The sequence below is a fragment of the Limosilactobacillus sp. DJ3M12 genome (assembly GCF_947381695.1).
Lineage (GTDB): Bacteria > Bacillota > Bacilli > Lactobacillales > Lactobacillaceae > Limosilactobacillus > Limosilactobacillus kinnaridis.
Genome location: NZ_CANCWY010000001.1, coordinates 266,311 through 286,576 on the forward strand (window position 1 = coordinate 266,311; position 20,266 = coordinate 286,576).

The following is a 20,266-nucleotide window of genomic DNA, read 5'->3' on the forward strand; positions in this document are numbered from 1 at the left end:
AAATAAAAATATTTATCGAGGTCTATTCTATCATGTTTGACGAAAAATTGAAAAAAGCAGAGGGCTTTATCCTCTTACAAAATAATTTAACCAAAACAGTTTTTGAGAAAAAGGCAACTCCGGTAAGCGATACGGAAACGCTTACTCGCTATTACAAATCACAAGACGTTTTATCAGAGTTGTTTAACGAAGAAATGGGGTGGGTGTAATGGCCAAAGCAATAAGATCAATATCAATTGTAAAAGGTAATAAGACAGTAAATTCTCAAAAAGAAAACTGGAAATTTTATATATATCAGTCATCACCCTTATTTGAATTTGTTTCTGGATACATGAATAAATTAAATAAGTATCCATATAACAGTATCTTTCGCGACGGGAAAGTTGTTGTTGATTTTGATGTTTCACAAGGACAAAGTAATCACATTAACACAATATACGATAATGGATCCACCAAAGTTTTACCAATTTCATTTGCAGCCCCAAAATCATGGCATAAAACATTTACCGAGCATAATTATATTAGTGACGAAGATGTAAAAATTGATGGAAATAAATTAATTTTTGACATTGCAAAAATTAGCAATCAAAAAAATAACAGTAAAGTTAATAATGATGATTCTGTTAACGCAGCTAACAGAATAAGCTCTCAAGTGATTGAACAATTGATTAATTCAGACAAGTTTATTAATAACCTTGCAAATAACGTTAGCTTAAAACTAGCAACAGTCCTTTCAACTAGATTTAATCGATTTACTGAAGAAACTAAATCAATTATCAAAAGTCAATCGCAATCAACTAGCGACGAGACAGCAAAAAAGATTTTCAAATTAATGAAACAAGCCGGATGGTTTGACTAGGAGGCAGTAATAATGACTAATCAAGTAACTAAAACTACAGTTAATCCGAAAAGTATTACTGATGATGTGCTTAATCGAGTTAAAGAAATGAAAGACAAAGACGGCTTTCTGCTTCCTAAAGGGTACAGCGCCGAAAATGCTCTTAAATCTGCTTATCTCGTGCTTCAAGGCGTAAAAGATCGTAACAAGAGACCAGCACTAGAAGTCTGTACGAAGCCGTCAATTGCCAACACATTACTTAACATGGTAATTCAAGGCTTAAGTCCTGCTAAAACGCAGTGCTACTTCATTGTGTACGGTAACGAGCTTCAAATGCAGCGCTCCTATTTTGGTACAGTTGCCGTTCTTAAACGACTAGATAGTGTCAAGAATATTACAGCTCAAGTTGTGCATGAAGGCGATAAGTTCGAGATTGGCTCTGATGAGAACTTTCAAACAGTTGTCAAAGAATTTCAACCAAGTATTGAAAATCAAGATAAGGAAATTGCTTATGCTTTTGCACGTATTTTCAAAAATGATGGAACTTACGTTGACACAATTATGACTAAAAAGGAAATTGACCAGTCGTGGTCACAAACACGTCAAAAGAACAACAAGGTGCAACAGAATTTTAGTCAAGAAATGGCAAAGCGTACTGTGCTTAATCGTGCCGCTAAGATGTTTATTAACACGTCTGATGATAGTGACCTATTGACTGGTGCTATTAACGATACTACAAGCAACGAATACGATGATGAGCGCCGAGACGTAACACCAGAAAATAACGAACATCAGCAAACGACGAAAGAACTGCTTGATGGATTTAACAAGTCACAAGAAGCAAAGGCTAAGGGGGTAAGTAATATTGGCAATAGCAACGAAAACAAGGAAGAAGCCAGTGAAGAAGTCGCAGACGGACAAACAGAACTCTTCAACGAGGGAACAATCAAGCCAGCCGATGAAGCTGACATCTGATAATTACTATAGCCATGAGACCGATTGGCAATACATGAGCGTGTCACTATTCAAGGACTTTGAAAAATGCGAAGCTCGTGCCTTAGCCAAGCTCAAAGAGGACTGGCAACCTGTATCTAGCCCTGTGCCACTTCTTGTTGGTAACTATGTTCACTCGTACTTTGAGAGTGCTAAAAGCCATCAAGACTTTATCGAAGCTAATAAAAAAGAACTAATGACTCGACATACTAAAACTAATCCTAACGGCCACCTCAGAGCCGAATTCAAGGGCGCTAACAGCATGATCCAAACGTTGCAAGCCGATGATATGTTCAATTACTTCTACGCTCCAGGCGACAAGGAAGTAATCGTAACAGGTGAGATTGACGGCTACTTATGGAAAGGCAAGATTGACAGCCTTGTGCTTGATAAAGGGTATTTCTGTGATTTGAAGACAGTAGATGATATCCACAAGGGGCACTGGAATGCTGACGAACATAGATATGTGCCATTTATTCAAGACCGAGAATATGACCTGCAAATGGCGGTCTACCGTGAACTTATCAAGCAGACCTTTGGCAAAGAGTGTCAGCCATTTATCTTTGCAATCAGCAAGCAGACACCACCAGATAAGATGGCAATTGATTTTAACGGCGTTGATGATGATTACCAAATGCAAGCCGATTTAGACAAGGTAAAGGAATTACAACCGCATTTTTGGAAAGTGATGACTGGAGAAGAAGAACCTGTTCATTGTGGCAAATGTGATTATTGCCGTGAAACGAAGATGTTAAGTGGATTTATACATGCAAGCGAAATCGAGGTATAGAAACATGGCACGCGTTAAAAAAATTAAGATTAAAGGCTTCACGATCATTGATAATGACATAATCAATGATCCAAGAATGCACCTTAAAGCCTTAGGACTCTTTGCGTATATGTGGAGTAAGCCAGATGATTGGCAATTCTATATCAGTGAGATTGCTACACATTTTAAAGATGGTGAATCAGCTGTAAGCAGTGCGATGAAAGAGTTAATGGAACTTGGCTATTTGAAGCGAACTCAGAATCGGAAAGACGGTAAATTTTCGACGTATGATTATGTTCTTCAAGAAATACCGAAACCAGAAAATCACAGTTCGGTGCCGAAAGGCGATTTACCGAAACCAGAAAAACCGAAATCGGAAAAACCGATTCCGGAAAATCAAGGACTACTAATCACTGATAACACTAATACTGATTTAAATAATACTAATAAGTCGTTAGTCGATGCACAGCATTCTATCCATGATATTTTCACTCTTTGGCAAAACAACTGGGGATTTCCTAATGGGATTGCTCAACAAGATTTAACTGAATGGGTGAACGAATTTGGTGGAGACCTTGTTTATTATGTTATCGAAACAGCTCTAAGAAGGAATGTTAAATCTTCTGGAGCAGATAGTTACTTACGCGTAACACTTTCTGCTTATAAGAAACAGGGTATTAATACTGTTAAAAAGGCTGTACAAGAAGCAGAACAACATCAGCAACAAATGAGCCGTGAATATCAGCAAAAGAACAATTCGGCTCCCAGAAAGCCAAAGAAGCGAATATACGATTAGAGGTGATCTCAATGGCTCTTACTAAAGCACAATGGGACATCGATCCTAAATTGTTTGAAAAGGCCGGAGTAAATATCCATGATCCAAAACTAAAAGAATTTAAAGAGCAACGTGACAAGCAAATGCACAACAAATTTAATCGTGAATTACAAAGAAATAAGACTAAAGCCGTGTGGAATAAATCCTTATGGTCTTCGGGAGAAATTGTATTCAATTTCAAAGATTGGAAACCAGATGAACGTGAGAACCCACAGCAAGCCAAGCATTTAGGTAGAAAGGCATTCAGCTTATCCAAAGAAATGATTAACGGCCACTTAAACGTTGTTATGAGTGGAGACGCTGGAGTAGGTAAGACCTCATTAGCGTTAGCTATGCTTAACCTACTACGTCATAACGGTAAACAAGTTCTATTTGTCTCAACCGTTGCTTTGAGTGAGTTAGTTAGTCAGCAATACGAGTACAAGGATAGAAAAGAACGATTACAAGACCTTAAACGGGCAATGGATACATGTGATGTTTTGCTGCTTGATGATCTTGGAGCAGATGGAGGAAGTATCGAAAAAGTTTCGGGTGATGGCTATATTGGCGCTCGTAAGGACGTACAGGCGCTTTTATTCAGCGTTGCCAATAATCGATACGAAGGTACAGAAAAAGAGCGTAAACGGGCTAATGAGAAGAATATCAAGCTAATTAAGCCTGTTCATCAAACAATCATTACAACAAACAATACAACCGATGAATTAATACGAATTTATGGAGAGCGAACGATTAGCCGTTTAGTTACTCGTGACCCTAATCATCGCTTGCCGTTCAACGAAATGGAAGATATGCGAATAAAAGAAGGTATTTAACATGGAAATAATATGCCCTGCTTGCAATGGCAGTGGAATTTATCTTAATCGTAAGTGTTGCGTATGTGGTGGCTGCGTAGTCGATCATATCAGCAAAGAATTAATTATGATGATGTATCTAAACGGAGATTTGAAGGGGAAGACAGCATGAATGCAAATAGTTATATAACAACCGATGAGCTGATTTACACGATCAATCATAGTCAAGAGATTGATCGTGGCGATGAAATGGGGCCATTTGCCGTTAAGCGAGGTAAATATGTCTATGTTTACCGCACATGGCAAGACGCACGAGACGAAGAGGAACGTAAGCCGATGTGGCAGATGATGATTCCTGTTAATATCGAAAGCTTATCAGAATTATACGAACGAGAAGACTTAGACGCTGATGATTTAGAAAGTAAAGGCTTCTGGCCATTGATTGAACTCATTAGCAAGTATGCACATACACCATTAGCTTCTCGAGGCACAGTGCTAAGTGAAGATGACAAAGAAGAACTGAGGCACAGACTAATGGGCTATCTTAAAGATCATACAGTTAGTGAGGATTACCGTAACGGACGCTTAGACGCAATGTACGGTGTCATGTGCCGGCTTGGCGTGGAAGACGATTACGACGCAACCAAAGGCTCATACGAAGCCATGAAAATTAAGGCGGTGAATGACTAATGAAGATTGATGAAGCAGTAAAGTTTATTAACGGAACCAATACAGCATTTGCAGAAGTAGAAGATGGTGATCTGATTATTTTTGAACATAACAGAGTTAGCGATGATTGGTTTCTTAGATTTCCCACTAAGGCAAAAACTTGGCGTTCAATTATTGATGATGAAGATTGCTTAACTGATGTCGAACCTCAAGACTTAGCCCGTGTAATGGACGTTATCCAGCGTTTGCTTGATACGCCCGTTGAAGAGCGTTTTCCAGAAAAGAAGTATCGTTTGCGATGGATTGATGATAAGCTCGGAAAAACATTCTTAGGCTTCAACAACCAATGGACCGAAAAATTTTGGTCTACGTATGGTGTTCCAACTTCAAATACAATCTTCACTGAGTCTGAGTTAGAGCAACTCAAGAAAGATAATCCACGCTTAGCACCTGCAATTGATGCAATGAAAGAACCTGCGGAGGACAAGGATGAATAAGCATATTGAAAAAATAAATATTACGCAAGAAAGTGTGGATGATTTTTTAAGATCGCCAGAAATTAAGCGACTTCTTAAGGTTTTCAAACATATGCTTCGTGGATATAAACCAATCAAACGCACTCGTAAGAGACAGATCGCTAAGGCTAAGCATATGATGGCTTGGCATGATCACACGAGTTATGAGTGGTCACAGTGGTGGCACAAAACGGCTAGAAAACCAAAGAGGTGGAAGAAATGAAACTAACTGAAAAGCAAAAGAATTGTAAGTATTGCCATGAAGCTGATAGTTTTATCAACACTTCTAAAGCTTGGGATATTATGAGCGGATTTATGTATGGAATGTGGGAACAGGCATTTGATACGTTTTCACACGATCTTTCAGATAACCCGAGCGAACTATGTCACGGATTACCAGATGGCAATTCGATGATGACGTGGCGAAGAGGGCATCAGTCAGAAACTGTCATGTTAACTCATATGTGGCCAGATAATGATAGTGGGAAAATGGCAGGCGATTTATTAGGCCCTTCTAATTGTCCAATGTGCGGTCGCCCGCTGAACGAGGAGGAAAATTAAATGCTACACAAATACAGAAAAACAGCCTTAATTGAAGCTGAACAGTTTAAAGCTACTAACAAACAATTAAATGATTATCATATAGGACTAAGTAGAAGCAGGGGTCATCATCACCAAGTTGAGTCCTATTATTTACCTACTAAAGAGGGACAAATGTTATTGCATATAGGTGATTACATCGCTACTGGCGTGGACGGAGAGCATTGGGCTATTGATAAGAATATATTTGAGCGAACTTACGAGAGGTGCGACTGATGAAAGAATTGTTGATGTATGGTGAGGGATTAATAACAGCTTCGGCGTTATTCTGGATGTTTACAGCAGTAATAGATTTCTGGAAAAATCCAGATTATAACATTCTTGCTATATCACTGATTATTTTGGAAACAGTGATCATGTTGGTAGGGATAGCAATTGGAATTTATGCCTCGTGGAGACTGTGGCATGGGTAACATTGAAGGAGAAGAACAGTGAAACTTACCTTTGATATTGAACCTGTAGAACAAGCACGACCACGAGCTACAAGGATGGGGCGAGGAATTAGGCTATACGATCCTAAAAAGGTATCAGTTTATAAGAAACAGCTAGCCATGATGTGTAAGTTCCAATACAAGGATCAACCGTTATCTGGTCAGTTAATAGTCAATCTAAAGTTCTATCGACACGTGCAATCGAGCGTATCAAAAAAAGAGCGTAAATTACGGCTCATAGGGGCACACAGACCAACGGTAAAGCCTGATGTGGACAATTACATTAAATCTACTTTAGATGGCTTAAATGGCTTGCTGTGGGAAGATGATAACCAAATTGTAAAGATAGTTGCTGAAAAGTATTACAGCGACCATCCAAGAGTAGAAATCGAGGTACAGGGGGTAAAAGAAAATGACAATTCCTAAAAGACTGTCTGAAGCAATGGATTCATTAACTATTAATCATGAATGGGGAGGAGTTAATGAAATGCCAGAGGAGGTCCTTGAACCAGATGATTGGCGACTTCAAGAAATTATGAAGTTTCGCAAAAGCTTGAAGTTACGAGAACCTAGAAGAATTAAAGAAGCTGAATGGCGAATTAAACAATATTTTTATAAGCACAATATTAATAATCCTTTTGCACAAGCTTATATCTTGAGAAAAATTGGTACTAAACAATCATCCATTCTTAAACTGACAGGTTTATCAAAGCATGATTATTACTTGCATGTAGGATCATTATTTCGCAATACGGGTAATTATAGACAGCTAAGAATTACAGACGTAGAAGTAGTTTTGACGCAAGAAAAATTATATGACTTATTGGAGGAGACACATGAGAAGAATTTTGGGTAATGCTCTAGGGTATGGAACGATAGGTGTTGTTTGTTTATCCGTGGTAATAATTATAGCTGCTCTATTTGGATTTATGTGCTGGTTGACACTAACAATATGGTCACATGTATTTGCATTCTTTATGTAATAAAAAAAGACGCTCTACTGTGAGAGCGCCCTTGAGATATAAAAAATAGCAAATCTATTATATCACAAGGGGAGCGAAATATCGTGGGGTTATTTCCAGAGTTCAACGAGAAGAAAACCATTAAAAACGTCCGTAACTTTTTCAATAATGACAAGAAATATCAAAGAATTTGTCGGAATGCTTGGATGGACGGGATCAAAGCGCAAGTAAATGACGTGACTGGTATTCACGGCTCACGTAAAGGCAATGGATCAGAAAAGATGATGATTTACTACGCTGAATGTGCAAAAGCAAAGAGAGCCGTTGAGAAGGCAATTAACGTTTGTAGTATAGAAAGCCAAGATATACTCACCTGGCACTATGTTAAGCAATTGACAGTCGTAGAGACTAAACTGCACATCAACCATCACTTAGGACATTCAACCTTCAAGGACGCTGATGAAACAGCCTGTTTAGAATTTGCTGAAGCTTGCGATCGGATCTCAATGCAAATGAATTGTAACCTCAAAATTCTCCCCTTATTTCTCAACTTTGAGGACGATGACGAAAAAGCGGGAACAAATCAGGAACAAAACGGGAATAAAACAGGAACAAATTAGGAACTTTTCGGGAACAAAACGGGAAGTTAAATGAGATATTATGGTATTGTCGAAAAAATAACGACAACCCCACAGAAAATAAATTGTTCAGTACGTATACTCACAATACGTACCGCAACTTGGTCTGTTAAATGACCGTGTGGAATCCGGTAGCCAAGCCGACACGATGGTGGCAGATGACCATAATCCACGTAGGGAAGTTACTTATGGAAACAGCAACATTCCCAGTAAATAGCTATTTATGTTTAAGACTGACGCTACGTCTGACAATAATTATCATGTGAACTACACACCAAATACATGCAATAAACCTTCTTAATATGCTACAAAATAATTAGTGTCAGTCTTTTATGCGGATATGTAGATTAGATACCGGGCTAATCACTCGTGGGGGCAGTTCCCGATATTCGCTTTATCACGATGATTAAGAAGAAAGGAGGTCATCAAGGTGGCCGCCCTCTTCACCCGTACATTTAACATCGTGATATAGCAATGTAGACGGGTCACATTGCTTGCTGAGAACCAAGATGGGCACACAACCGATCTTGTGTGGCAAAAGTGTGGTTTGAATCCACCTCTCAGCTTTATCACGGTTAAATTAACTATGATAGGAGATGAACGCTCCTCTTTCGTAATTGCATAGTACTTTTTTGTCCAAGCCGTGATAGTAATACAGAGATGCAAAAAAGTAACAAAATTCAAAAGCGATTAGTGGATGCAAGCATTTCTGTATTATGCTGATGTCGCTTAATGGTAAAGCACCACAGTTGTTTCCGTTTCAACGTGGAGAAGGCGGTTCGATTCCGTCCATCAGCATTCAAGGCTCATCTACTTTTTAACAACATTCAACGAAAGGAGGACATCTGCTTACTATGATGTTCTTCCATTAGCCTTGATGTAAAGTCTCCATATATTGGGGATTTTTTTATTAACCAATGTTTAAAATGCTCTAACAGCTTTTCTAAGCCATTTAAATATAATTTAAGCCACTTACACTAATATGGAGTGAAAGTGGCTTAAAAAGGCTGATTTTGCAAAATAAAAGCGAATTTGAATACAATGTTACACTTTTAAATGGTATACTAAATGACGTTGGTTATACCTCTTACTGTGCAGACGTTTATTGTTACGACTTCACCAGCACAGGAGGGGATGCAAAAATGCAGACGCTTGTCAGTTTTACGAGTGCTTCTAGCTTTGTAAAGGAAAATAATTATGCCCGGGTAATGAAATACTTACCAGATATAATCAAGCAACTTAAAGATTGTCCAAAATCGTTGAGAAGATCAATTATTATTTGGATGTACTTTAAGGTTGCGGCAACTGCTATTGCTGTAGTACTGGGCGGTACATTGGGTAGCGGTTTATTTAAAATTCTGGTAACTTTTATCAGAAAATAAAAAAAGCCTTGCAACCAGCAAGACACGAAAGAAAACGCACAGCAATGTTAATCAACAACTTGAAGCAATCATGTGGGCAAACGTGATTGCTTTTTTCTGTACAAGAGTATAGTAAGGTATTTCAATAGAAATGTCAAGAAATGTTCCACAAATTAGAATGCTGTTATATCAGCGATTGTAGACGTTTCACGGTTAGCAAATAGTAGAAAATTATCTATCAAAAACACTTACGTATCAACGGATTTAGTCAGCTTATCGCTGGCTTTTTTGTTTGGAGGAAAAATGTTTCAAACTAAAAGATTTGGCTTGGTAGCATCTAGGCAAGAGTATTTAATGTTATGTCATGCTGAACGAACAATGAAACAAGAAAAGTGCAAAACGGAGGATAGCTACACAAAACATGGGAAGTCAAAGAACGATAAGCAAGTATAATCTTGAATATTATTCATCTGATATGGCAACCGGTAAATTTGATATGCCTGTGTTAGCACCAACAATTTATAAGCCAAAATCATTAGTAGGATTTAATCAATTAAAAACAGCGAATAACTCGGCTGGAATCCATTTTTATTTAGATGATTACCAATTTGAAAGATTTTGGAATAGACCAGGTCTTTATATTGATAAATTAAGCCAATTTGATTGTGTATTAACTCCAGATTTTAGCCTATATCAAGACATGCCTTTACCTATGATGATGTGGAATGTATATCGCTCACGGCTGTTAGGACAAATGATGCAACAATTAGAATTAACTGTTATTCCGACCGTTTCATGGGCTGATGAGCGCTCGTTTGAATTTTGTTTTGATGGATTGCCCTTAAACAGCACTTTATCTATTAGCACAATTGGTGTGAAGAAGAATGATAAAGCAAATCAGATGTGGCAACGTGGAGTAATAAAAATGATTGCCAAATTACATCCTAAGCAATTATTAGTTTATGGTGGCCAAGTTGATTTCACCTATCCAGATGATATTGATGTTGTTTATTATGAGAACGATAATATCAGGCGATTAAGGAGTTTGTAATTATGGGTGGACGAGGAGCAACTTCAGGACTGAAATATACTAAACACAAGGGATATTCTTCATATGGTAAAAAGTATGGTTCAGAGTATCAAACTGTGTTGCAAGTTGGAAATATAAAATTTGTGAAGAAGAATGAAGGAAGTACAACACCTCCAGTCGAAACAAGAGGTGGGCGTGAAAGAATATACGTCACTCTTACTAAAAAAGGCAATCCTAAGCATATAACCTATTACGGAAGAAATGGTCATCGTCTTAAGCAAATAGATTTATTCGGACCAGCTCATACAGTTGATGGTAAAAAGGTACCTACCCCACATACACATTTAGGGTATATGCATTTAGAAGGTGGTACTAGAAGTAAATTAACTAGTTCGGAAAGAAAAATGGTTGAAAATGTAAATAGGCTATGGAAAAATAGAAAGTGAAGATTGTAGTTTATGTGAAAAAACACGTTCTTCTAGGGCGGATTCAGGTGTAAATCCTGTCAATCTTCATTATTAGCATCTGCAATTTGCAGGTGCTTTTTTTGTACACAAATTTAGAAAGGTGGTGTGGTGATATGCCATGACAGAAGTTCACAAAAATTCACAATATGACGATTTCTATTCATTGGATAAGCCACGCCGTGATGCTATCGTTATGCTGTTTGAAGATGATTTGAGCGATGAACAGATAGCTGAAAATGTGAATCGAACAAGACGGACACTTGCTAAGTGGAAGAATGACCCAAAATTTAAAAAGGGGCAGGATGCATATAAGCACGTTGTAATAAAAAAGGATTATGAAAGCAACGCAATCCGAAAGCTTAATAGTTTACTAAGTGCTAAGTCGGAGATGGTTCAGCTGCAGGCCGCTAATTCAATATTGAAGTTGTCGGGAATGCTGTCTGATAATAGCACGCCAGAACTAGACAAAGCTAAGATTCGCAAGGCTAATGCTGAGGCAGATATTGCAGAACAGAAAGCAAAGTTACTTAAGAATGATAAAACAGGAATTACAAAGATTGTCTTTACTGACGATATGAAGTCGGATAAAGAGGACGATAGCAAACAGAAAGGAAGTGAAGGCGATGGAGCAGACGTTAAGCCTAAGTAAGATTGTGGGCGGTGGCTATTATGATTTTTGGCACGACAAGCACTTTTACCGCGTTGTTAAGGGCTCACGTGCTAGTAAGAAGAGTAAAACTACTGCTCTCAATATGATTTATCGCATCATGAAATACCCTTGGTCTAATCTGCTTGTTGTAAGACGCTATTCAAACACTAATAGACAATCAACATATGCTGACCTTGTGTGGGCAATTAATCGGTATCACGCTGAGCATTTGTTTAAATGTAATCCATCAATGCCTGAAATCGTTTATAAGCCAACAGGACAGCGAATAATCTTTCGTGGACTTGATAAGGCTTTGAAACTTACGTCAATCACTGTTACGCACGGGTATTTATCATTCGTGTGGATTAACTTCCTAGTCCACGTTAAACTCCATTAATTCGGTTAAACTCCTAACGATTTTAGACGAGGACAAGACCGAGCGAAGCCTATTAAATATAGTGTTTAGGTATGGTATAATATAAGCATACGAAATAAAAAGAGGCGTATGTTTATGGAAATCTGGAAAGATATAAAAGGATATGAAGGTAAGTATCAAATAAGTAGTTACGGGCGGGTTAAATCCTTAAAAAGAAGAACAAGGACAAACTATCCAGTGCCAGAGCGTTTTCTCAATACAACGACTAGATTGACTAAGGACGGCTATTGTCGTGTAACACTAATTGGAGAACACGGTCGGGGCGATGCTCATGATTATCGTGTACATCGATTAGTAGCGCAAGCCTTTATACCTAATCCAGAAAACAAGCCTACTGTAAACCACATTGATGGTGACAAAACTAATAATCATGTTGAAAACCTTGAATGGAATACCCGTGAAGAAAATATGCAGCATGCTTATCGTCATCATCTAAAAAAACCAATGCAAGGAACACTAAATGCTGAATCAAAACTTACTGCTGATGATGTTAAACAAATTCGCAAAGAATATGTTTGGCAAAGCAAGGAACACGGAACTGTTGCTTTGGCAAAAAAATATGGTGTTACCAATGCTGTAATTGGTCGTGTTGTGAGACACGAAGCATATAGGAACGTGTAACGACTATCGAAAGCGCAGAGCAGGCTGAAATGCCTGCTTTTTTAATGCGATGAGTAGAGTAAGCGCCAAGTGGCGTTGAAAGATGGAGCATCGCTAAAGGCGATGAAAATATAGTCTGATCCATATAGAAATATATGGAGGGTATACGGAAACGGTATATCCGTAACACAAATGTGAAGAAGCATATGAAATTGAAAATGCTGATAAATTGGAAACGTTGCAAGAGTCAATTCGTGGTCGGATTGATGTTCCAGGTGCCTTTAAGCAAATTACAATAACATTTAATCCCTGGAATGCTCAGCACTGGCTAAAGAGGACTTTCTTTGATCCAGAAACACGTAAAGCCGATACATTCTCCCAGACAACTACCTTCAGATGTAATGAGTGGCTTGATAAGAAGGATAAGCAACGTTACCTAGATTTATACAAGACGAACCCTAGACGTGCTCGTGTGGCCGCTGATGGTGACTGGGGAGTAAGCGAAGGACTTGTCTTTGAAGATAATGTTGAACGTGTTGATTTTGACCCACAGGAAAAACTTACCGAGTGCGGACATGCTGGATTTGGTCTTGATTATGGCTTCGGTGGTGACCCGAATGCGTTTGTTGCGTTAGCGATTGATCCAAAGAGCAAGAATATTTGGATCTACGATGAAATGTATACGTATCACCAGACGACACCACACATTGCTGAATGGCTCAAAAATAACGGCTATCAACATGCAAACATCTATGCTGATTCTGCTTCACCAGAGCGCACACAACAACTTTTAGACTTGGGTATAGATAATATCCAATCAGTTGTAAAAACGCCAATAGAGGCAGGAATTGACCAATTATGGCAGTATAAAATCCACGTCCACCCAAAGTGCAAAAATATTTGGAATGAATTCAATAATTATGTATTCGATACGGACAACATCGGGAATACACTTAATCGTCCGAAAGATGAAAATAACCACGCGATTGACGCGTTAAGGTATAGCGTTAGGCAATATATGGATATGTATGATGGCTCGATGGGTGTTGACTGGGGTAATCAGTATCATATCGCTAGAGAAATGGGGCTTGATATTTAATGCAAAACACAATTCCACAACAACATCGCTTTGATTTGGAAGCTAACCGAGAATATCAAGTTCCGGTTAGCTATTTTAATACGATTAAAGATTATCCAATGCAACTATACGAAACAGCTTATAAGTTCATTCGCCACCACATCGACAGAGAGGTGCCACGATTAAAAGAGCTTATGCGCTATTACTATGCTGATACCAAGATTAAGAAGTGGGCTGGGTCACCTAATCCAGACAATGCGCATAATCGGGTGTCAACAGGCTTTGCACGCTACATTACCAATATTCGTGTGGGCTACTTCATGGGTAACGATATTCAATACAAGATAGCGACTGATGAGGATAGCATGAAATCATTGTCTGAAAGGCTGGATGAATTGCTCACTCATTACAACGACAACGCAAACACGCCTTATATTGACGAAATGCTGAAGAAAGATTTATCAATCATGGGTCGTGCTTATGATCTTGTCTACGTTAATGAGGGCGAAACAACGTTAAACTTAGCAAAGATTGACCCGACGACGTGTTTTGTTGTCTATGATGATTCAATCAAGGCTAAACCACTATTTGCTGTTCGCTATTATCAGACAGGCGTTTTAGATGAGCTACTACGTGAGAATTACGAGATTTACACTGACTCGATGGTCTATCGTTATCATTCAGATGGCGGATTACCTGAAACTAACTCACCAGTTAATAACGTTGTATTTGACGGCCAAGAGCCGCTATTCTTTGAACGGGTGCCACTGACTGAATACAAGAACAATGAAGAGCGTTTAGGCGACTGGGAGCCTGAAATTGATCAAATGGACGCATTAGACAAGGCGATCTCCACAATGGCTAACTTCCAAGAGGATTTTAACGATGCTGCAATGGTAGCAACCGGTCGCTTTGCTAATAAGACTGAGCCGATCTATGCAAAAGATAAACAAGGCAACGTCCAAATGGGTAAAGATGGCAAGCCAGTTGTATTGGTGCCACCTAGACCGATTATTGACCCTAAACATCATATGTTTTACTTGGAGCCTTATATTGCACGTACTGGATTAAGCGAAGGACAGCGTACAGTTGTAGCACCTACGCTTCAATACATTACAAAGCAATATGATTCCGCCGGTTGGTCGACTTACACCAATTTCTTGATTAATGAAATTCATAAGTACACCAACACACCGAACGTCAACGATCCTAATTTTGCTTCTAACGCGTCTGGTGTAGCAATGAGTTACAAGTTGTGGGGAAGCGATCAAGAGCGCAAGGTACAAGAAGCACTGTATAAACGTGGCCTACGCTCTCGTATTAGCTCATGTATTGCTTACTGGAACAAGATTAACGCTTTGCCGGGCGAGAATGATGTGTCTATCGTTGCTGACATGGTAAAGCCTAACTTTGACCCTAACTTGCCGAAGAATGATCAAGAGACCGCTCAATTAATTCAAACATTAGCAAGCATTCAAGGACTCGAAAGTATGAAATCCTTACGAGAAATTGCTCAAAAGATTACCAATGTGCCAGCTGATGATGAAAAACAGCGGATTGACGATGAAAAGCAAGAGGAACTCGAAGAAGACGACGACTTTAAGCAAGGGCGAACTGGAATTGGCAATATCTTTGCTACTGGTGAGCCGGCAGAAGTCGAAAACAAGCCCAAAGGTGATAGCTAATGACTGATAAAGAATGGTTCGATCAGCTAGATAAGATATTTAATCCAAATAGTCCAAGCGTTGTTGCTTTGCGTGACGCGGTAGAACGTGCAGAGCATAAGCAAGAGGTTACTTTTGATCATTTCTTTAATAATGGCTTGAAATGGAATGATAAAGCAGACCCAGCAGACGTTAAAGCGGTGTTCGATGCTTTACGTGAGTTGCGCAATATAGCTCACACACCACAGCAAAAAGCCGTTGTTGGCGCTTTGCTGAATAACTTACCATATAAGACTAATTTGGACGTAGCAAAGCTTACAAGCCGAATTAATATTGCCATGCTTGGATTGGACGTTGCAAAACGATTAGAAGATCAGCAGACAGACATTGTTAATAAGGTGACTGAATTAACTGGTAAACAACACGGCGGATATAATACCCAGCTGAAGCGCCGTGCCTTGCTCCGTGTCGCCACACAAACGGGTAATGATACAGATACATTGCCGCTCATCTTCAAGCACGCACAGCGTCTCTCAATGGATTTAGATAAAGTAATTGATTTTCAAGTTAAAAATCACATGAACCCCAATTCATTAAAAAAGGCAGCTAAAGAAGCGCTAGAAGGTGACAAGCAGTGGAATTATAACTCGGATAAATGGCGCTCAACAGTGCAGAAACGCTACATGCACACAAAAGCAAACCTTGAGCGAATATTTGTTACTGAAGCTAAGGCAACTCAAATGAAAACAACTGCAAAAAGCCTTAAAAATGACGGCTACAAGTACGTTAAAGTGGTAAGCCGTCACAGTACTAACGTTTGCAAGTATTGTGAGGGAATGGACGGTACAAAAGTTAAGATTGACAGCATTGTAGTTGGTATTAACGTGCCACCATTCCACCCGCGCTGTGCATGTAACATCATTCCGGCTGAAACACCAGTCAAGGAAGCGCTAGAAGATTTAGGATTGTGAGGTATTTTTATGGATAGATTTGAGTTAAAAGATAACGGATTGTATATCAATGGCACAAGAATTGAAGGAATTACTAGCCTAAAAATTGATTGCCCTGATACTTCAAATTATTCAGAACTAACGATTAAAGTAGTTGGAAAACTAAAAGGGATAGATTATCCGGGCCTTTTATATTTTAAGAAGCCACAAATTGAAGATGATTTATAAAAATGAATAAATTACAAATAGGTATTTTTATATTGCTGTTTGCTACATTGTGCCTTTGCATAGTAGCATTCTTTTGCGTCAACGATACGGCAACAAAGGTGCTGGCGGTGCTAATCGGCGTACAAACAGTAAACAATTTAATACAAGAAGTTAAGAGATTATAGCGACTATTCAAACGGATAGCCGCTTTTATTATGCCTTCAAACGTGCTGACAGGCGTTAAAGAGCGTACGGGTTTCCTCGACGGAGGTTAAACGGAATAAGCCGACGGGCGTTAAACGGAGGTATTGATAATGGAAAACGAAAATGAAGTTCAAACTCAACAGCCTGTGCAAGAACAGGACAACCAGCCAACTCAAAATGAGGGGCAAGAAGAAAAGCCTAAAGTAGAGTTTACACCTGAACAACAAAAGGCTATCAGTGCTTTACTTGATTCTAAGATTGCTAAGGAACGGACCAAAGCAGAGCAGGAAAAGAAAGATGCCATTGATAAGGCTATTGCACGTACTAAGATGTCTGCTGAAGAGCGAGCTAAAGCGGAACAAAAAGACCGTGAAGATGAGTTCAATCGCAAGCAACAAGACTTAGATCGTCAATTACGGGAAGTAAAAACTAAGTCAACGTTGATCGATAAGGGTATTACTACTGATCTACTACCACTCGTTATGGGTGCTGATGATGAGGAAACCTCACAACGTTTAGACTTATTAGATCAATACGTTAATAAGAAAGTTCAAGAAGCTACTGAAAAGCTCATGCAGGGTAAGCAAAACCCAACAGGTGGCAACGGTAGCATGACCACAAGTGTGCCATCAAGTCAAAATCCGTGGGCTAAAGAAAACTTTAACATGACAGAGCAGCAACGAATTTATACTCAAAATCCAGAGCTAGCTCGTCAAATGATTTCAGCAGCTAAACCACAAGGATTTTATGTAGGTAAATAGAAAATAGGAGGAAATAAAATATGAATGCACCAGATTACACACCAATTACTCGTTTAAAGGATATGCAAATTCCAGAATGGTGGGGTGATTGGATCACACAACGTTCAACTGAAACTAATGCTTTTTTTAAGTCTGGAGTAATTACTCAAATTCCTAACTTTGCTAATCAATTATCGCAGTCTGGAAATTTAGTAAACATTCCATTACTCAAACCTTTAGATAAGGTAACGCCACAAGTACCAAACGAAGATGATACGATTAAACTCAATAAGTTCTCAACCGGTATTATGCAAGCTCGTAAGCTCGGCTTTGATCAAGCGTGGAGCGAAACTGACCTTTCTTCTGAATTATCGGGAAAAGATCCATTACGTGATTCAGGCAATTTAATCGGTGACTACTGGGATTCGTTCTATGAAACATTGATGTTAGAAATGCTAGATGGTGTGTTTGCGGCAGATTCCATGAAGGGGACCAATCAACTTGATGCAACTGATGGTCGTAATAAACTGGACGGGACTTTTTCACTAATTAACTTCAACGAAGCACGTTTTAAGCTTGGTGACTTCTATAAGCAACTTGCCTTAGTAGTAGTTCACTCTAATGTCTTAAAGCAACTTCAAAACGCTAATGTTGTTGATCAAAAGAGCGGTCAATCTAATGTTTATGTGCTTAACGGCAATCAAAACGTGCCTACTGCAATCACAGCACCAGATGCAGGCGATTCTATTAAGGGTGTTCAAATCGTTGTCGACGATAGTTTGCCTAATAAAGACGGTAAGTATACTTCATACTTATTCGCACGTGGAGCGTTTGGCTGGTCTGACTTGCCTACTGATCATGCCGTAGAAGTAGGTCGTGAGTCACTTGTTAGTCACGGTTTAGATTATTTAGTAAATCGGCGTCGAATGGTACTTGCTCCACAAGGTATTTCGTGGAATGAATCAGCTTTCCTCGCAAATCATCAAGATGGTAAATATCAATTCCCAACACTTGATGATATTAAAAATGGTGCTAACTACTTGCGGATTGCTGATCCTAAGCGGATTCCGTTTGTTAAGTTTACAACCTCTGATGAAGCAATTAAACAAGGGAACTCTACTAGTGTTTCGATGAACACTGATACAGCAGGTAAGCAAGCAGGCCCAGAAGCTAAGTAATGAGGTGATTTAATGGCTGAATTAGACGCAACAAACGATATTCAGCGTATGCAAACTTTGCTAGGGATTGAATTAGACGATGCCGACAAAGGGCGCGTTGAGGCTTATATCGTACAGGCTAAGCAAGCCATTATGGTTTATATCCGCAAGTATCTTGACGATGACACTTTCCCTACTGAGTTAAATTACTTAGTCGATCAATTGACGTTAGCAAAATACAACAAGTTTCATAACGAGGGTATGAATAGCATTTCAGAAGAAGGACTATCAATGACTTTTAACTCTAATGAATTAAAGGATTATTTGCCCGATATTGAAGCTTGGATTGATTCGACTGGCAAAGGTGATTTAACTGGGAATGCGATTGGGTGGTTCTAATGCGATACGATCAAACAGTTTATTTGATTACTGAGACAGCAAACGATGGTGACGATTTAAATTTTAGCGGTGAAACATCGGCTATTAGAACCAAGGGCAACGTTAAGCGAACTAACTTAACACTTGCTAATGGTGAGATGTACGATGCCACGATTGTTCGGGTATTTGGTAATTGGTCCGCTGACAAGATTGGTCTTAGTGACTACAATCCCGATACTGGAAAAGGCGCTCGCAAGATTCAAAAAGTCGGACGACACTTCAATCGCACTGATTTCTACATCGTTAATAGCGAGGTGATCTTCAATGCCAAATGATAGCTACGAGAACTTACCACGTGTTAATTTTTCTGTTAATACTAGCGGTTTTGAGCGTGCGAGAGCAGTCGCCCAAAACTTAGCAAGAATGGGAATGCCTGAGGCGATGGACGAGTTTAATCGTGAATATGCTAGGGCAAAGGCGGCTAGTAAAATCTTTATTCGCAATGCGGCTGCTGAAGAAGTAGACGAAGCACAAAAGATTGAAAGTCAAAAGGTAGGACATAGCAAGAGCGGTTATGTACCTACTGGGACGCTTCAAGGCAGTATCACGCCCCAATTTAGCGAAGATGGGATGAAAGTTAGTGTCGTGCCCCTTGCAACTGCTGAGGATGCTGAAAAAGCCCGCAAGCAGATCAAGCAAGGCAATAAAAAGATACGTAAAGTAAATAAGCCCTCAAAGAATGAAGACGCTTATTACTATGGTACAGCGGTGGAATTTGGCAAAGGGAGAAATCCTAAAGAGCCGTTCATGAAACCAAGTGGCGAAAAGGTAGCCACTCGCCTCGATAAGAAGTTTGAAGATACGATGCGACAAGCATTAGAGTAGGAGGAAATATGGGTCCAGAAGCAGACCTGATTGTGCAGGTCAAAAAGGCTCTTCACCAGGTAAGAGCCCCCGTTTATTACGACGGGCAAAAACACAATGCTGAATATCCACAAGTGATTATTGATTTAAGCAATATTCAAAATGAACCACGCTCCTATAAAGGGATTGAGGAAACTAAACTCACCATTTCTGTGGATGTTTATAGCGAGATAGATAGGCTTGACATACTGCTAGATATTAGCAATCAAGTCAGAAACATTATGCAACAAGTAAGATGCGCACACTGGAGATCGAAATTTGACGATTACAGCGTGCGCATTTTCGTTGACGAATCATATCAAGGAGAGTCGCTCAAAAGGGCGGCTTTTTTGTTTGACTTCACTACTTACGGAATAGCAATCAAGAAAGGAAGTAATTAA

General features: G+C 39.2%; 31 protein-coding genes, 1 tRNA gene and 2 pseudogenes. All 34 read left to right on the forward strand.

Features of this window, described 5'->3' with window-relative positions:
• Positions 1–32 precede the first annotated feature (32 nt).
• The 34 genes and pseudogenes from QOS06_RS01465 (at position 33) to QOS06_RS01625 (ending at position 20,266) form a co-directional block, all read left to right on the forward strand.
• Entirely contained in the window at positions 33–209 is a 177-nt protein-coding gene (locus QOS06_RS01465; RefSeq protein WP_283595364.1) for a hypothetical protein, read from the forward strand.
• A complete protein-coding gene (locus QOS06_RS01470) occupies positions 209–859 on the forward strand; it encodes a hypothetical protein (RefSeq protein WP_152719047.1) in 651 nt (216 codons plus the stop codon). Before QOS06_RS01465 ends, QOS06_RS01470 begins: the two co-directional genes overlap by 1 nt.
• Before the next feature lie 12 nt (positions 860–871).
• Positions 872–1,813, forward strand: coding sequence for a recombinase RecT (locus tag QOS06_RS01475; protein WP_283595365.1), 942 nt, complete (start codon positions 872–874; stop codon positions 1,811–1,813).
• Positions 1,797–2,621 (forward strand): PD-(D/E)XK nuclease-like domain-containing protein, encoded by an 825-nt coding sequence (locus QOS06_RS01480; RefSeq protein WP_283595447.1) that lies wholly within the window; start codon positions 1,797–1,799, stop codon positions 2,619–2,621. Before QOS06_RS01475 ends, QOS06_RS01480 begins: the two co-directional genes overlap by 17 nt.
• A gap of 4 nt (positions 2,622–2,625) precedes the next feature.
• The gene (locus QOS06_RS01485) at positions 2,626–3,396 is read left to right on the forward strand and encodes a DnaD domain protein (RefSeq protein WP_283595366.1); all 771 of its coding nucleotides are present in this window, start codon (positions 2,626–2,628) and stop codon (positions 3,394–3,396) included.
• Between the two features lie 11 nt (positions 3,397–3,407).
• Positions 3,408–4,247 (forward strand): ATP-binding protein, encoded by an 840-nt coding sequence (locus tag QOS06_RS01490; RefSeq protein WP_283595367.1) that lies wholly within the window; start codon positions 3,408–3,410, stop codon positions 4,245–4,247.
• Between the two features lie 147 nt (positions 4,248–4,394).
• Positions 4,395–4,916 carry a hypothetical protein gene (locus QOS06_RS01495; protein ID WP_283595368.1) on the forward strand — a complete coding sequence of 174 codons (522 nt, stop codon included), beginning with the start codon at positions 4,395–4,397 and terminating at the stop codon, positions 4,914–4,916.
• A complete protein-coding gene (locus QOS06_RS01500; protein ID WP_283595369.1) occupies positions 4,916–5,392 on the forward strand; it encodes a hypothetical protein in 477 nt (158 codons plus the stop codon). The genes QOS06_RS01495 and QOS06_RS01500 overlap by 1 nt, the downstream gene beginning before the upstream one ends.
• Positions 5,385–5,633 (forward strand): hypothetical protein, encoded by a 249-nt coding sequence (locus QOS06_RS01505; RefSeq protein WP_283595370.1) that lies wholly within the window; start codon positions 5,385–5,387, stop codon positions 5,631–5,633. Before QOS06_RS01500 ends, QOS06_RS01505 begins: the two co-directional genes overlap by 8 nt.
• Complete coding sequence (locus QOS06_RS01510) at positions 5,630–5,971, forward strand: hypothetical protein (RefSeq protein WP_283595371.1); 342 nt, start codon at positions 5,630–5,632, stop codon at positions 5,969–5,971. The genes QOS06_RS01505 and QOS06_RS01510 overlap by 4 nt, the downstream gene beginning before the upstream one ends.
• Positions 5,972–6,226 carry a hypothetical protein gene (locus tag QOS06_RS01515; RefSeq protein ID WP_283595373.1) on the forward strand — a complete coding sequence of 85 codons (255 nt, stop codon included), beginning with the start codon at positions 5,972–5,974 and terminating at the stop codon, positions 6,224–6,226.
• Entirely contained in the window at positions 6,226–6,423 is a 198-nt protein-coding gene (locus QOS06_RS01520; protein ID WP_085719544.1) for a hypothetical protein, read from the forward strand. The genes QOS06_RS01515 and QOS06_RS01520 overlap by 1 nt, the downstream gene beginning before the upstream one ends.
• 18 nt (positions 6,424–6,441) lie before the next feature.
• Positions 6,442–6,867, forward strand: coding sequence for a RusA family crossover junction endodeoxyribonuclease (locus tag QOS06_RS01525; protein WP_283595375.1), 426 nt, complete (start codon positions 6,442–6,444; stop codon positions 6,865–6,867).
• Positions 6,854–7,297 carry a hypothetical protein gene (locus QOS06_RS01530; RefSeq protein ID WP_283595376.1) on the forward strand — a complete coding sequence of 148 codons (444 nt, stop codon included), beginning with the start codon at positions 6,854–6,856 and terminating at the stop codon, positions 7,295–7,297. Before QOS06_RS01525 ends, QOS06_RS01530 begins: the two co-directional genes overlap by 14 nt.
• Before the next feature lie 210 nt (positions 7,298–7,507).
• Positions 7,508–8,023 carry an ArpU family phage packaging/lysis transcriptional regulator gene (locus tag QOS06_RS01535; protein WP_283595377.1) on the forward strand — a complete coding sequence of 172 codons (516 nt, stop codon included), beginning with the start codon at positions 7,508–7,510 and terminating at the stop codon, positions 8,021–8,023.
• Positions 8,024–8,759: 736 nt separating this feature from the next.
• Positions 8,760–8,839, forward strand: a tRNA-OTHER gene (locus tag QOS06_RS01540).
• A gap of 344 nt (positions 8,840–9,183) precedes the next feature.
• Complete coding sequence (locus QOS06_RS01545) at positions 9,184–9,423, forward strand: hypothetical protein (protein ID WP_283595378.1); 240 nt, start codon at positions 9,184–9,186, stop codon at positions 9,421–9,423.
• A gap of 282 nt (positions 9,424–9,705) precedes the next feature.
• Complete coding sequence (locus QOS06_RS01550; RefSeq protein ID WP_283595379.1) at positions 9,706–9,855, forward strand: hypothetical protein; 150 nt, start codon at positions 9,706–9,708, stop codon at positions 9,853–9,855.
• Complete coding sequence (locus QOS06_RS01555) at positions 9,824–10,453, forward strand: DUF4417 domain-containing protein (RefSeq protein ID WP_283595380.1); 630 nt, start codon at positions 9,824–9,826, stop codon at positions 10,451–10,453. The genes QOS06_RS01550 and QOS06_RS01555 overlap by 32 nt, the downstream gene beginning before the upstream one ends.
• 2 nt (positions 10,454–10,455) lie before the next feature.
• Entirely contained in the window at positions 10,456–10,878 is a 423-nt protein-coding gene (locus QOS06_RS01560) for a hypothetical protein (protein WP_283595381.1), read from the forward strand.
• A 139-nt stretch (positions 10,879–11,017) separates the two neighbouring features.
• Positions 11,018–11,548, forward strand: coding sequence for a helix-turn-helix domain-containing protein (locus QOS06_RS01565; RefSeq protein WP_283595383.1), 531 nt, complete (start codon positions 11,018–11,020; stop codon positions 11,546–11,548).
• Positions 11,523–11,915, forward strand: a pseudogene (locus QOS06_RS01570) (phage terminase large subunit); the annotation flags it as partial. The gene QOS06_RS01565 and the pseudogene QOS06_RS01570, both read left to right, overlap by 26 nt.
• 144 nt (positions 11,916–12,059) lie before the next feature.
• Positions 12,060–12,605, forward strand: coding sequence for an NUMOD4 motif-containing HNH endonuclease (locus QOS06_RS01575; protein WP_283595385.1), 546 nt, complete (start codon positions 12,060–12,062; stop codon positions 12,603–12,605).
• A 187-nt stretch (positions 12,606–12,792) separates the two neighbouring features.
• Positions 12,793–13,059: pseudogene (locus QOS06_RS11125) on the forward strand (phage terminase large subunit); the annotation flags it as partial.
• Positions 13,057–13,683 carry a PBSX family phage terminase large subunit gene (locus QOS06_RS01580; protein ID WP_502868063.1) on the forward strand — a complete coding sequence of 209 codons (627 nt, stop codon included), beginning with the start codon at positions 13,057–13,059 and terminating at the stop codon, positions 13,681–13,683. The pseudogene QOS06_RS11125 and the gene QOS06_RS01580, both read left to right, overlap by 3 nt.
• Positions 13,683–15,347, forward strand: a complete 1,665-nt coding sequence (locus QOS06_RS01585) for a phage portal protein (protein WP_283595386.1) — start codon at positions 13,683–13,685, stop codon at positions 15,345–15,347. Before QOS06_RS01580 ends, QOS06_RS01585 begins: the two co-directional genes overlap by 1 nt.
• Complete coding sequence (locus QOS06_RS01590) at positions 15,347–16,297, forward strand: minor capsid protein (RefSeq protein WP_283595387.1); 951 nt, start codon at positions 15,347–15,349, stop codon at positions 16,295–16,297. Before QOS06_RS01585 ends, QOS06_RS01590 begins: the two co-directional genes overlap by 1 nt.
• Before the next feature lie 9 nt (positions 16,298–16,306).
• Positions 16,307–16,504, forward strand: coding sequence for a hypothetical protein (locus QOS06_RS01595; RefSeq protein WP_283595388.1), 198 nt, complete (start codon positions 16,307–16,309; stop codon positions 16,502–16,504).
• A 293-nt stretch (positions 16,505–16,797) separates the two neighbouring features.
• Positions 16,798–17,448 (forward strand): DUF4355 domain-containing protein, encoded by a 651-nt coding sequence (locus QOS06_RS01600; RefSeq protein ID WP_283595389.1) that lies wholly within the window; start codon positions 16,798–16,800, stop codon positions 17,446–17,448.
• A gap of 20 nt (positions 17,449–17,468) precedes the next feature.
• Positions 17,469–18,605, forward strand: coding sequence for a phage capsid protein (locus QOS06_RS01605; protein ID WP_283595390.1), 1,137 nt, complete (start codon positions 17,469–17,471; stop codon positions 18,603–18,605).
• A 12-nt stretch (positions 18,606–18,617) separates the two neighbouring features.
• Positions 18,618–18,983 carry a phage head-tail connector protein gene (locus QOS06_RS01610; RefSeq protein WP_168240378.1) on the forward strand — a complete coding sequence of 122 codons (366 nt, stop codon included), beginning with the start codon at positions 18,618–18,620 and terminating at the stop codon, positions 18,981–18,983.
• A complete protein-coding gene (locus QOS06_RS01615) occupies positions 18,983–19,297 on the forward strand; it encodes a hypothetical protein (RefSeq protein WP_152714987.1) in 315 nt (104 codons plus the stop codon). Before QOS06_RS01610 ends, QOS06_RS01615 begins: the two co-directional genes overlap by 1 nt.
• Positions 19,287–19,847 (forward strand): hypothetical protein, encoded by a 561-nt coding sequence (locus QOS06_RS01620; RefSeq protein ID WP_283595392.1) that lies wholly within the window; start codon positions 19,287–19,289, stop codon positions 19,845–19,847. The genes QOS06_RS01615 and QOS06_RS01620 overlap by 11 nt, the downstream gene beginning before the upstream one ends.
• 8 nt (positions 19,848–19,855) lie before the next feature.
• Positions 19,856–20,266, forward strand: coding sequence for a hypothetical protein (locus QOS06_RS01625; RefSeq protein ID WP_283595394.1), 411 nt, complete (start codon positions 19,856–19,858; stop codon positions 20,264–20,266).